Source organism: Thermaerobacillus caldiproteolyticus (assembly GCF_015326725.1).
Taxonomy (GTDB): domain Bacteria; phylum Bacillota; class Bacilli; order Bacillales; family Anoxybacillaceae; genus Thermaerobacillus; species Thermaerobacillus caldiproteolyticus.
In genome coordinates, this window is record NZ_CP064060.1 from 2,921,631 (window position 1) to 2,934,550 (window position 12,920).

The window sequence follows — 12,920 nt, forward strand, 5'->3', positions numbered from 1 at the left end:
ATGTTCCACTAGCTGCGCCTGCGATTACTCGGCGCATGTCAACGAAGAAGTTGATTCAAGCACTAGACACGTTGCGAGCCGAGCTAATTGTTCAAAATTTATAAAAAACCACATCGCTGTCATCATAGAGCGATGTGGAGCGTCTTTCGATATTCCGTCGGAGATAGTCCCGTTTGTTTTTTGAACACGCGGCTAAAATAGTTTGGATCATTGTATCCGACAAGAAAGCAAACTTCTTTTAAGCTTTTTTTCGGATCGCGCATTTCTTCTTTGGCTCTCTCGATGCGTACTTCAGTTAGGTAATCAATGAACGTCATTCCGAAACGGTCTTTAAACAATTTGCTGAAGTAATAAGGACTTAGCCCGACATGTTCGGCAACCTCCTCTAACGTCAATGGCCGGTCATAATAAGCGGCAATATACTCTTTGGCTTTTCCGAGTTTTCCGTTCGCTTGCTGGTGGCGCCATGCTTGCACATGGTGTACCATTTGCCGAAGCTGCTCAGTCGCCATTCTCTTCAGCTCATGAATATTGGAACATTGATGAAATGTGTTCGCTCGCTCATAAAGAATCCCAAGGTCAGATAACATTCGCTCCAGCAAAATAAACGTTTCTTCGAGCGATTTCGTCACAGCTGCATATTGGTTCTTTTTTGCAACGATGATGTCGTCCATATACAATTGGAACTGTTGAAGCGCCTGTGTCATATCCCCTTGACGAACGGTATCAAACAACTGTTTTTCTTTCTCTGTTTTATCAAACGCAACCGGAACTAACGCAGCCTGTTTCGGAAGAAAGCCGCTTTTTGCTTTTTGATGGGCTGCATAATACTGCAAGGCAGAGAGCGCTTCATAATAGGAATGGCGCAAGTGGTCCATGTTAAATGCCGGAGTGCCGATTCCAATGTATAACTCTCTTCCTTTATGCTCTTGTTGAAACAGCTGGACAAGGAGATGAGCCAGCTTTTGCGCACGAACTTTTAATTCATTGACATCGTTGTTCGTTTTCGAGAATAGCAATACCGGCACTTGATCATCGATCATTTTTCCTATCACATAATCGATCTTCATCCTTGTCGCGATCACATTATCAAGCCATTCCCTCCCTACTTCTTTTGGCTCATGCGGCGGAAATTTAATGACAATAAATACACCTGCTTCGATGGAAAATGGGAGTAACTTTCTCCATTGTTCGAGCTCGGTTGGTGACACTTCCTCAAGCATAAGCACGGATAGCCATTCCTTTTCCACCAGCTTTTGCAACCGTTGAACCCGCTCTTGCAGCTGCCGGTTTTCCTGCTCTTTTTTTCGCTCTTCCATCATTTCTGCATAGACGCGTTGAAGCGCACCGATCACTTCTTCCTTTCGGCTCGGTTTCAACAAATATTCTTTGACGCCCTGCTGCATGGCTTGTTTCGCATATTCGAATGTATCAAATGCAGACACGATAATAAACTTTATGTTCGGGTGTTGCTTTCGAATGAGACGAACCGCTTCCAGCCCGTCCATCCCCGGCATTTTAATGTCCATGAGCATGACATCAGGCTTATATTCATTTGCCACTTCTACTGCGGCTCGCCCATTCGCTGCTTCAGCGACAACGTCCGCTTGCGGGAGATGCTCACGAATCATTTTTTTCAGTGCTTTCCTCTCCAATGCTTCATCATCTACAACCGCGATTTTCAACGTTACGAACCTCCTCTTTTGTCATCGGAAGTAAAAGGCGAATGGTTGTCCCCATCCCAACCGAGGATTCAATCTCGACTACATTGCGTATGCCATAAAACAGCTGAAGACGGCGAATGACGTTTCGGACTCCGATACCTGTGGAATGACCATGACCTTTTTCACTTTGAAACAATGACTCTCCTTCTCCTTTCGCGAACGAAAGCAATTTTTCCTTCGTTTCTTCGTTCATCCCAACACCGTTATCGCTGACTTCGATGATGACGCGATTGCCTTTTTTCAGCACTTTTAGCATAAGCAGCGCTCCTTCTTCATACGACTCGATTCCGTGAATAAACGCATTTTCAATCAACGGCTGCAACGTAAGCGGTGGAATCGGAAGATCAAGACATGCTTCATCGACCTCTGTAAAAAATTTAATGCGGTCAAAAAAGCGCGTTTGTTGAATAAAGAAGTATTCACGCGCAATATGAACCTCATCGGCTAACGTCACTGTACGCTGTAAATCGCCTAAGTTATACCGTAAAATGAAAGCCACTGCCTCAATGAGTCGCGATGTTTGATTTGCTTCTTCTAAATACGCCATTTTCGCAACGGTGTTTAATGTATTAAATAAAAAATGGGGATTGATTTGACTTTGTAAACTTTTTAACTCCAGTTCTTTGACGAGCCGATCCAACTCGGATTTCTGTTTGATTTCTGCTACTAAATTACGAATATTGCGACGCATTTCGTTAAACGTTTCCGTTAATAGTTTTAATTCGTCATTTGTCGTCATTGCTACATCATCACCATCAAGTTTGCCGCTCGCAATCTCTCTTGCGGCGCGGGAAAGACGTTCAATCGGCTTCGTAATGCCACCGGAAAACCATAATGCAAGCAGCGCTCCAAGCATTAACGTTGTAACAAATAGACTCATCCCCATGTAGCGGAAATATCGATTTCGCTCCTCAACCTCGTTGTAAAAGCGCTGATACGCAGTCAGTTCCTCGTTCACTAGCGAGAGGGTCGTCTCTTGGATGAACGAAGCGATTTTCATAGCTTCGTGAAGATGAGTAGAATACAGCCCTATATTGCCTGCTTGAAAATGATAAACTGTTAGTGCTCCCTCCTCTAGAAAACTTTCCATCATATGTTCATAGTTTTCTACTAAGAGAGAGTTTCGTTGATTGGAAATAAACTCTTCGACTTGCGCCCGATTTTGCTGTAACCAACGGCTTTGCTGCTCATATTCGCGCAAATAACGCGCATCTTTTTCTGCTAAATAAGCGTTTAATTGCTCGACTGCTTCATTCGTGTGCTGTGAGACTTCGTTTAATAATAAAAGTCGGCGTAAACTATAATCGTATTCATTCACAATATCTTCGCTACTTTCATATAAAAAGAACGTTACTCCATTTAATAACAGAATAAAAATCATGAAGTAAATAAATAGTTTCGTGCGAATTTTAATCATGCTTCACCTCGTAGTTGCGTGCCGGCCGCAACGGTAAATCTTGTTTACGAATCACCCTTGTTTCCGTATTATTGATCGATGGAACATGATTTCCTTCAATGATATCAACCATCATTTTCACAGCACGATACCCCATTTCATACGGCTCTTGCACAACCGTTGCTTCAATTGTTCCTTTTTCTAAGTAATGAATGGTCTCCGGAAGCGTGTCAAAGCCGATGACATATGTTTCACGCCCACGATGAAACTGTTCGATCACTTTCGCAATCCCGATCGCATCTAACGCGCTCGTACCATAAAATGCGTTCACTTCTGGATGCTCTTTTAAGATTTTATACGCTTTTTCCGCCGCCTGAACACGTGTAATGTCCGATTCTTCGATGGCAATAATGTGGATGCCTTTTTCGTGTTTCACCGCATCTTGAAACCCTTTCACGCGCAACTGCTGGTGAGATGCTTCAAAACTTCCAGTAATGATCGCGACATTCGCGTTTCCGCCCGTATCTTCCACAAGCGCGCGTCCCGCAATAAATCCGGCATAATAGTTGTCCGTGCCGATGTATGCCGTTCGCCTGCTTGTCGGCGCATCTGTATCAATCGTAATGACGGGAATATTCTTTTCAACAATGCGGTTAATGATGGGCGTAAATTGCTGTTCTGTCAGCCCTTGTGTCATAATGCCGTCCACTTTCGAAGCAGCCGCTTTCTCGAGAATCTTTACGTGCTCTTCAATGTTTGCTTGCCGCGGTCCGATATACTCCAGTCGCACCCCCATCTCCTTCGCCGCTGCTTTTGCCCCTTTTTCTACTAACCGCCAATAATCGTTATCGAGCTCTTCAGGAACGAGAACAAAATGATACGCTTTTTTTCTGTCCGCTATCGCCGGCTTCTCCTCCGGCTGATGATACATATACACTTTCCACGCACAATACACTGTAAAGGAAGCGCTTCCAGCAAATACGCTCATTCCCCCTATATACACGGCCCACTTCCACCATCTTCTCATCGGAAAAGACCTCCTTTCTCCCTCTATCCTCTATTGTAACGAATTTTCAAACAATAACAGAGTTACTTGCTTCATTGTAGCATGGAAAAACCGATCCTACTCATGTCAAAAAGGAAGATCGGCCACTATCATTAGGTGCTTTCGCTAATCAAATTGTATAATGATGATAAGTAAAATCCTATTCATTTTTGAGGTGTCGCTATGTTTACACCTGAACAACTTTCTTCGTTTTCTGACTTAGAATATATGATTTACAACTATGTCACAACGCATGCGGATAAAGTCGTATTGATGAGGATACGAGAATTAGCAGAAGCGACTCATGTTTCACCAACGACCATTCTCCGCTTTTGCAGAAAACTAGGCTGTGACGGTTTTTCCGAATTCAAGACAAAGTTAAAGTTGTATCTTCAAGAAACAAATCATCCATTCATCACAAGTGCACAAGATTCATTATTTGAGTTTTTTGAACGCACGTTGAAAACCGATTACCAGCAGACCATTCAAACAGTCGCTAAGGTTATTGCTGAAGCGGAGCATGTCATTTTTGTCGGGGCAGGCAGCTCCGGGATTTTAGCAGAGTACGGTTCTCGTTATTTTTCAGCTTTTAAAAAATTCTCGCTCCATATTAAAGATCCGTTTTTTCCGATTTACGGTCACTATTTGAAAAAAAGCGTATCCATTGTGCTGTCAGTATCAGGCGAAACCCCCCATACTCTGTCACAGGCCCATCGCCTGAAAGAGGAAGGAAGCATCATCATTAGCATTACCAACCGGAAACATTGCTCGTTAGCCCAAATGTCTGACTACAATATCGCATACTACGTAAACATGGAATTTGTAGAACAGGCGAATATCACCACACAAATTCCGGTTGTATACCTTTTAGAAAGCCTTGCAAAAGAAACATATCGTATTGTGAACCAAAAATAAAAGGGGAAATCCTCCCCTTTTTCTTCACGATCGGTGAATCGCTTCCCCATTTGACGCAATCACTTGTTTATACCAATAAAAACTTTTCTTCTTAATGCGGCGTAAATCTTTTTCTGATTCGTCATCCCGGTTGATATATACAAAACCGTATCGCTTTTGATAGCCGTTCAGCCAGCTGAGAAGATCGGTAAACGACCACGTACAATACCCTAATACTTCGACGCCATCGCTAATCGCCCGCTGAATTTCGTAAATATGACTGCGGAGATACTCGATGCGGTAGTCATCGCTGACAACATCTCCTTCTTCCAGATTATCAAATTCGCCAAGGCCGTTTTCCGTAATGAGAATCGGTAATCCATAGCGATTGGCAATGCGGCGCAGGCCGATATGAAGACCAACCGGGTCAATTTCCCAATCCCAGTTCGTCGCTTCTAAGTTCGGATTGCGAATCGTTTTAAACAATCCCGGAATTCCTGTGTCGGTCGATGTTCCTTTTTTTCCTGTCGTATTCATGACTCCTTCGCCGACACCATCAAGCGGATTTTTTTCGATCGTCACCGTCCGATAATAGTTGACCCCCATGAAATCCGGCTTTGCCGACTGAAGAAGTTCCCAATCCCCGTCGTGAATCGTTGGCGTCAGTCCTTGCTTTTCGAGGTAATTCCATATAACTTTCGGATATGTTCCCCATGCATATACATCCATCCACCAATGATTATGGAACTCTTCCGCATTTTCAAAGGCCAACACATTTTCTGGCCGACAATCGTATGGATACATCGGAGAATACGCAAAACTTGGCCCAATTTTCCCATCGGGTACATATTTCCGGAACGATTGAATCACTTTTGCATTGGCCAAATTGGCGATATGGTTCGCCTCATACATTCGTTTCAAATCTTTCACACCCGGCGGATGAACGCCTAAACGATACCCAAGGCCGATAAAAATATTTTGCTCGTTCAAGGTCACCCAATATTTTACGCGATCGCCAAAGCGCTGAAAGAGAGTCACCGCATAGTTGTTGAAATCATTGATGATTTGCCGCGATTCCCATGCACCGTATTCATCCATCAATGCTTGCGGAACGTCCCAATGATACAATGTGATAATCGGTTCAATGCGATACTTCAAAAGCTCGTTAATCAAGTTGTCGTAAAACTGCAACCCTTTTTCATTGATTTCCCCTCTTCCGTTTGGAAAAATGCGGCTCCATGCCACTGAAAAACGATACGCTTTTAACCCCATTTCAGCCATTAAGGCAACATCTTCTTTATAGCGATGATAATGGTCGACCGCGACATCCCCGTTCGTGCCTTTAAATGTCGTTCCTTCTTTTTTTGCAAACACATCCCAGACCGATAACCCTTTTCCGTCTTCGTTCCAAGCTCCTTCTACTTGATATGCCGCTGAAGCGGACCCCCATAAAAAGCTGCTTGGGAACGGACGTAATTGCTTGTGTTCCATAGCGCCCTCCTCCAAATGTTCTGACTAGTTTTCATACTTTAAATAAACGTTTTCAGAGACAAAAAGTAAATACATTTGGAACGTTTAGTAATATGTACAAGCAAGAAAGAATTTGTTTCATTCCGGTAACAGAGTGTTACACAACATACAAAATGACGTTCTTTTCTCGTCCATCCTTCTGTGGAAGAGCACATAGCTAAATGTTCGAATTAAATCTGTAAAAGCATCAGGGCCACCGGAAATTTGCAACGAGCAGCATAGACGTAAGGCTCTTTTGTTGCAACTATACTTTTAGCTTCGGATAAATAATTTCAAAATTAACTGAAAAAGGATTCATTTCATTAGTCTAAGGCATCGGAGCGATAGATAATCGTTTCCCCATTGGCTATCCAATGTTTGTCCGATTTCCATTTTCGTCGTAACGGTACGTTTCAGATGCAATTTTTTCACCATCCGCCGTACTGACCGAAAAATTTCTTACTCAGTTTCTTTATCAGTTTACGAATTAGGAAAAGTGGAGTATCTTTATCCATAGCTGCTGGTGTACTCGGGCAAAGAAGCAATGACGCACATAGCACGGAGTCTCAAGTTGCGTCCTATCTGGGAGCATTCGACAATGATTCTGTATTGCAGGTGCTTTTTATTAAAACGATTATAAAAGGAGAAAAAAACAATGAACTTTACACGAATCCATCATATTGCGATCATTTGCTCGAATTACGAACGGTCTAACTAAGCATTTTTACGTGAACATCCTTGGGCTTAACATCATTCATGAACATTATCGCGCGGAACGAAATTCATACAAATTAGACTTACAAGTAGGAGAACATACGCAAATTGAGCTGTTTTCATTTGAACATCCACCAAAACGGCCAAGTTATCCAGAAGCGTGCGGATTGCGCCACCTTGCTTTTGAAGTGGACGACATCGATGCCACGATCGCTCATTTACAGAAGCACAAGATTGCGGTCGAACCGATTCGTATCGACCCTGTGACGGGAAAACGATTTACATTTTTCCACGATCCGGATGATTTGCCAATTGAGTTGTATGAAAGGTAAAATAAGAGAAGTCGTTTCAAGTTTCTTAAGGAAGCATCGTCCATAAGGAGGAATTCATGATGATCAAATTCGCCACAATCGGAACGAACTGGATTACCCAAGAATTTATTAAAGCGGCAAAAGAAGTGTCAGACTTCATATTAACAGCGGTCTACTCGCGAACAGAGGAGAAAGCAAAAGAATTCGCTGAAAAAGTAGGGGCTTCACTCACATTTACGAGTTTAGAAGAGATGGCGAAAAGCGATGCTATCGATGCAGTTTACATCGCTAGTCCAAACTCATTTCACGCTGAGCAAGCGATTCTGCTTATGAACCACGGCAAACACGTCTTATGCGAAAAGCCAATTGCGTCCAATACGGCAGAATTACAGGCGATGATTGAAGCAGCGAAGCGAAACAATGTCGTCTTGATGGAAGCGATGAAAACGACACTGCTGCCGAATTTTCAAGCGATTCGGGAGCATGTACATAAAATTGGAAAAGTCCGCCGCTATTTTGCAAGCTATTGCCAATATTCGTCACGCTATGATGCCTATAAACAAGGCACGATCTTAAATGCCTTTAACCCTGCTTTTTCCAACGGCGCATTAATGGATATTGGCATTTACTGTCTGTATCCGATGGTTGTATTATTCGGAAAACCTCTTAGCATAAAAGCAAACAGTACCATGCTTGAATCCGGTGTTGATGGAGAAGGCAGCATCATTCTTGATTATGGCGACATGGATGCGGTGGTCATGTACTCTAAAATTACGAATTCGTACATTCCTTCGGAAATCCAAGGGGAGAATGGAAGCATTATCATCGACGCCATCCATACACCAACAAAGGTGGAAATTCGCTATCGTGACGGCCGCGTAGAAGATATTACCCAATCACAAACACATCATCCGATGTACTATGAGGCAAAAGAATTCATCGAACTTATTCAAATGGGAAAAAAAGAATCGGAAACGAATTCCCATTACCATTCTCTGACCACGATGGACATCATCGAACAAGCGCGAAAACAGACAGGAATTATCTTTCCGGCAGACAAATAAGACAGGCACTTTGGTTGCTCAGCAGGCTGATCGATGTCTTTCGGTCAGCCTGCTGTTCTTACGTATCCAGCAGCTAGATAGACAATTCAATGGCGGGGTTGGACAGAACGCCTTATTCGTAAGGAAAGATGGACAACCCATAAGGCCAAGGCGGCCCCTGTCGCATCAATTAACACATCCGACGCTAACGCCGTTCGCCCCGGTTCAAACGATTGATGCCACTCATCTGTAGCGGCATACAAAACGGCAAAACTCCATCCACCAATATAGGCAAAACGGTGCGGAACAAGCGCCTTCCATACAAGAACTGCCAACACGCCAAACGCTGAAAGATGAGCAAATTTCCGAATGACGAAATTCAATGAAAAACTCGTATCATTCCCTTCCGCTCCAGCAAACGACAAATCTTTTATCATATGGCGAATGATATGTTCCGTATTTTCTCCTGTGAAAAAGGAAAATTCACTAAAACAATAAATGACCGCACACCATAAAACAACTAAGCCCCACCAAAATAATTTGCTTTTCATCTTCATCACCTATCCTCTACCATAATATCTTTCTTTATAGATAGCAACACCTCTTTCCGATATTCATCCAGAAGAAGGCGGTAATGTATATTTAAATATGCTACTCACAGAAAGAATAGTAGATTTCTTCGAGACAGTGTTTCTCTCTTCATCCGCATTCTCCATCAACTTTCCACATGCAGCAGCAGGGAAAGTTGCATCACCTCTCGGACGGTGACAATTGGTGCGAGCCTTCAAAAATTAGAGAAAAATACTTATACAGAAGACAACACCTTCTGTCCTTACATAGACAGAAGGTGGTTTATCACATCAATTTCCTTTTACTAACTCCAACGGCACTGGAATAAATTTTTCCACTTTTTCACCTTTTAGTACCTTCAAGGCTGTTTTTACCGCACTTTCTCCAATCAGCTCCGGCTTTTGTGCTACCGTTGCCGCCATTTTTCCGTCTTTTACTGCCTTGACAGCGTCCTCTGTCGCGTCAAAACCGACTACGATCACATCTTTCATCCCACGGGCTTCAAGCGCTTCCAATGCTCCTAAAGCCATTTCGTCGTTATGAGCGAACACCGCCTTAATATCGCTATGGCTTTGCAAAATGTTTTCCATGACAGACAGTCCTTTTGCGCGGTCAAAATCCGCTGCTTGTTTCGCAACTACTTTAATATTGCTCGCCTTATCGATCACTTGATGGAACCCTTCCCCGCGCTCACGTGCCGCAGATGAGCCGGGGATTCCTTCTAATTCCACAACATTTCCACCATCTTTTAGCTTTTCAATTAAAAATTCTCCTGCCATCTTACCTCCAGTGACGTTATCTGAAGCAATATGGGTAACAACTTTGCCACCATCTGCACTGCGGTCTACTGTGATGACTGGGATGTTCGCGTTATTCGCCGATTCGACGGCGGATGTAATTGCGCTTGAATCAGTTGGATTTACTAAAATCAAATCAACACCTTGCTGGATTAAATCTTCTATATCATTAATTTGTTTCGCCGAATCGTTCTGGGCATCTACTACGATTAATTGCACGTTTTCTTCTTTCGCTGCTTTTTCGGCCCCTTCTTTCAATGTGACAAAAAATGGGTTATTTAACGTGGAAATCGATAAGCCAATTTTCATATCACCGTCTTTCTTTGTTCCTTCTTTTTTGTCACCTGTCGTCGTACCATTTTCTAAAGAACAACCAACTAATACCCCTGCTAACAACAGCAACGACATTACCATACTGACCAGTTTCTTCATCAATCTCTCCCTCTCCTTTAATAATAATAATTTTGTCTATCAAACTTCTTTACGGCGATCTAAAATGACCGCAAGAAGAATGACAACACCTTTGATAACCTGTTGATAAAATGAAGATACGTTCAATAAATTCAACCCATTATTCAACACACCAATAATCAGTGCACCAACAAAGGTACCGAAAATCCAGCCGCGTCCGCCCGATAAACTCGTTCCACCAAGTACAACAGCGGCAATCGCATCTAACTCATAAGCAGTTCCTGCCGTTGGTTGCGCTGAATTCAAACGAGAAGTTAAAATGATTCCCGCTAACGCGGATAATCCGCCCGTTAGTGAATAAATCCAAATTTTTAATCGGTCGACACGAATACCAGATAAACGGCTTGCTTCTTCATTACCGCCAATAGCAAATGTATGGCGGCCAAATGTCGTTTTCTTTAAAACAAAGTACAACGCAATATAAACGACGATCATAAACACGACTGGAACTGGAATTCCGAGAAAATAACCTCTCCCCATCATTTGGAACAAAATATCATTAGAAAACCCAGTGATTGGGCGACCGTCTGTATATACTAACGTTGCACCGCGAAACATCGTCATGGTTGCTAGAGTAGCAATAAATGGGGCAACGCGTCCTTTAGTAATAATCGCACCGTTAAGTGCCCCCATGAAGAGTCCGGCAAGTAATCCTACGAGAATCGCGGCCAATCCTCCCATACCGTTGGCCATCATGCCAGCTGTAATCGCACTAGAAAGCGCTAACACCGAACCAACGGATAAATCAATTCCGCCCGTTAAAATGACAAATGTCATTCCGAAGGCAATCAATGCGTTAATTGATACTTGGCGCAGAATATTTAACCAGTTATTCATGGTTAGGAAATTATCACTTAATATAGATAGCACAATAGATAACAATAAAAAGCCGATGAGCGGGCCCAGTTTCTTAATATCAAAACTCCAACCTTTTCCCATTACATGTTCCCTCCTGTCGCCGCGCGCATAATCATTTCTTGGTCAACGTTTTTATTGTCAAAAATGGCACTTACCTTGCCTTCATGAACAACCATAATGCGATCACTCATCTCCAATACTTCTGGAAGCTCCGATGATACCATAATAATGGCCGCGCCTTGCGCAGTGAGTTCATTCATAATCTCGTAAATTTCTTTTTTTGCCCCAACATCAACACCGCGCGTCGGCTCATCTAAAATCAGGATGCGTGGTTCCATTGCTAACCATTTTCCGAAAACTACTTTTTGTTGGTTGCCTCCGCTCAATGCTTTTACCTCTAATTCCGGTGAAGCTGTTTTAATGTTTAATTTCGCTATTAATAAGGAAATTAAATCTCGTTCTTTTGTCTCTTGAATGACACCAGCAACAGCCAATTGTTCCGATTTCGGCAAGGTTAAATTTTCACGCACACTCATATTTAAAATAAGACCTTTTCTCTTTCGATCTTCTGTAATCAAAGCGATACCATGCTCAATGGCTTGTCGCGGGGACTTAATATTGACGAGTCGGTTATCAATATAAATAGCTCCCCCATGCACCTTTCTAACTCCAAAAACCGCTTCCATAATTTCTGTACGCCCTGATCCCATTAACCCAGCAACGCCAAGAATTTCTCCGGCACGTACAGAAAAGGAAACTTCCTCAAATACCCCTTTTTGTGTCAATCCTTCTACTCTCAGCCGTTCTTTACCAATGTTTGTTTTTCGCTTTGGAAAGCGATCACCAATTTTCCTGCCAACCATCATATGAACAATTTCATCAAAGTTCGTTTCTGGTATATGTTTTGTGCCGATAAATTGCCCATCTCTTAGCACCGAAATCCGATCACAAATCGCAAAAATTTCTTCCATTCGATGCGAAATATAGACAATGGCGACTCCTTGCTGTTTTAGCGTGCGAATCACTTCAAACAACGTTTGAATTTCTCGTTCAGTTAAAGCGGCTGTTGGTTCATCCATAATTAAACATTTGGCATTCGTTGATAACGCCCTAGCAATCTCGACAATTTGCTGTTTACCCACTGATAAATTTCCAGCGATTTCATTAGGAGCAATTTGAACCCCAAGCTTCTGCAAATACTTTTCTGCTTGTTTTTCCATGTCCTTACTACGAATAATTCCTGTATAGCCTATTGTTCTCTCGCGCCCTAAAAAAATATTTTCGGCTACTGTCAACGTCGGAATGATATTGAGTTCCTGATGTATCACAGAAATTCCATCTATCTCGGCTTCTTTTGGATGCCGGTAATGGACTTCCCGCCCGTCTACCATGACTGTACCCGCATCCCGTTCATAAATCCCTGTTAATACTTTCATTAATGTCGATTTTCCAGCGCCGTTTTCCCCCATCAATGCATGCACTTCACCGGCACGCACTTCGAAGTCAACACCATCTAATACGACATGTTGATGGAAAGCCTTCTTAATCCCTTTCATTTCAATGAACGGCCTTGTCATATTTCTCCCCC

10 protein-coding genes and 1 pseudogene are annotated in these 12,920 nt (G+C 42.7%); 3 read left to right on the plus strand and 8 right to left on the minus strand.

What is annotated here, in order from left to right; genetic code table 11:
• Positions 1–122: 122 nt before the first annotated feature.
• From ISX45_RS14655 to ISX45_RS14665, 3 genes are read right to left on the minus strand one after another with little or no spacing between them, the layout of a single operon-like run.
• Complete coding sequence (locus ISX45_RS14655) at positions 123–1,685, minus strand: response regulator (protein ID WP_194519322.1); 1,563 nt, start codon at positions 1,683–1,685, stop codon at positions 123–125.
• Positions 1,663–3,138 carry a sensor histidine kinase gene (locus ISX45_RS14660; RefSeq protein ID WP_194520716.1) on the minus strand — a complete coding sequence of 492 codons (1,476 nt, stop codon included), beginning with the start codon at positions 3,136–3,138 and terminating at the stop codon, positions 1,663–1,665. The genes ISX45_RS14655 and ISX45_RS14660 overlap by 23 nt, the downstream gene beginning before the upstream one ends.
• A complete protein-coding gene (locus ISX45_RS14665; RefSeq protein WP_194519323.1) occupies positions 3,134–4,147 on the minus strand; it encodes a sugar-binding protein in 1,014 nt (337 codons plus the stop codon). Before ISX45_RS14665 ends, ISX45_RS14660 begins: the two co-directional genes overlap by 5 nt.
• A gap of 201 nt (positions 4,148–4,348) precedes the next feature.
• On the opposite strand from ISX45_RS14665, the gene ISX45_RS14670 reads away from it, so the two are divergent.
• The gene (locus ISX45_RS14670; RefSeq protein WP_194519324.1) at positions 4,349–5,080 is read left to right on the plus strand and encodes a MurR/RpiR family transcriptional regulator; all 732 of its coding nucleotides are present in this window, start codon (positions 4,349–4,351) and stop codon (positions 5,078–5,080) included.
• A 24-nt stretch (positions 5,081–5,104) separates the two neighbouring features.
• Here ISX45_RS14670 and ISX45_RS14675 read toward each other — a convergent pair whose 3' ends face one another.
• Positions 5,105–6,550 (minus strand): glycoside hydrolase family 1 protein, encoded by a 1,446-nt coding sequence (locus ISX45_RS14675; RefSeq protein WP_194519325.1) that lies wholly within the window; start codon positions 6,548–6,550, stop codon positions 5,105–5,107.
• Between the two features lie 673 nt (positions 6,551–7,223).
• Here ISX45_RS14675 and gloA2 point away from each other — a divergent pair.
• Both gloA2 and ISX45_RS14685 read left to right on the plus strand, forming a co-directional pair.
• Positions 7,224–7,614, plus strand: a pseudogene (gene gloA2 / locus ISX45_RS14680) (SMU1112c/YaeR family gloxylase I-like metalloprotein).
• A gap of 59 nt (positions 7,615–7,673) precedes the next feature.
• Positions 7,674–8,657, plus strand: a complete 984-nt coding sequence (locus tag ISX45_RS14685; protein WP_194520717.1) for a Gfo/Idh/MocA family protein — start codon at positions 7,674–7,676, stop codon at positions 8,655–8,657.
• A gap of 86 nt (positions 8,658–8,743) precedes the next feature.
• Here ISX45_RS14685 and ISX45_RS14690 read toward each other — a convergent pair whose 3' ends face one another.
• From ISX45_RS14690 to ISX45_RS14705, 4 genes are all read right to left on the minus strand, one after another.
• Positions 8,744–9,187: a VanZ family protein gene (locus ISX45_RS14690; protein WP_194520718.1), complete on the minus strand. Its 444-nt coding sequence runs from the start codon at positions 9,185–9,187 to the stop codon at positions 8,744–8,746.
• Positions 9,188–9,496: 309 nt separating this feature from the next.
• Positions 9,497–10,435 (minus strand): ribose ABC transporter substrate-binding protein RbsB, encoded by a 939-nt coding sequence (gene rbsB, locus ISX45_RS14695; RefSeq protein WP_194520719.1) that lies wholly within the window; start codon positions 10,433–10,435, stop codon positions 9,497–9,499.
• A gap of 39 nt (positions 10,436–10,474) precedes the next feature.
• Positions 10,475–11,413, minus strand: coding sequence for an ABC transporter permease (locus tag ISX45_RS14700; protein ID WP_194519326.1), 939 nt, complete (start codon positions 11,411–11,413; stop codon positions 10,475–10,477).
• Positions 11,413–12,909: a sugar ABC transporter ATP-binding protein gene (locus ISX45_RS14705; protein WP_194519327.1), complete on the minus strand. Its 1,497-nt coding sequence runs from the start codon at positions 12,907–12,909 to the stop codon at positions 11,413–11,415. Before ISX45_RS14705 ends, ISX45_RS14700 begins: the two co-directional genes overlap by 1 nt.
• Between the last annotated feature and the right edge of the window lie 11 nt (positions 12,910–12,920).

Excerpts from the sequence above, each read along its gene's own strand:
- ISX45_RS14685 (WP_194520717.1), top strand. The coding sequence starts at position 7,674 with ATGATCAAATTCGCCACAATCGGAACGAACTGGATTACCCAAGAATTT.
- ISX45_RS14700 (WP_194519326.1), bottom strand. The coding sequence starts at position 11,413 with ATGGGAAAAGGTTGGAGTTTTGATATTAAGAAACTGGGCCCGCTCATC.
- rbsB (WP_194520719.1), bottom strand. The coding sequence starts at position 10,435 with ATGAAGAAACTGGTCAGTATGGTAATGTCGTTGCTGTTGTTAGCAGGG.
- ISX45_RS14705 (WP_194519327.1), bottom strand. The coding sequence starts at position 12,909 with ATGACAAGGCCGTTCATTGAAATGAAAGGGATTAAGAAGGCTTTCCAT.
- ISX45_RS14665 (WP_194519323.1), bottom strand. The coding sequence starts at position 4,147 with ATGAGAAGATGGTGGAAGTGGGCCGTGTATATAGGGGGAATGAGCGTA.
- ISX45_RS14690 (WP_194520718.1), bottom strand. The coding sequence starts at position 9,187 with ATGAAAAGCAAATTATTTTGGTGGGGCTTAGTTGTTTTATGGTGTGCG.
- ISX45_RS14675 (WP_194519325.1), bottom strand. The coding sequence starts at position 6,550 with ATGGAACACAAGCAATTACGTCCGTTCCCAAGCAGCTTTTTATGGGGG.
- ISX45_RS14670 (WP_194519324.1), top strand. The coding sequence starts at position 4,349 with ATGTTTACACCTGAACAACTTTCTTCGTTTTCTGACTTAGAATATATG.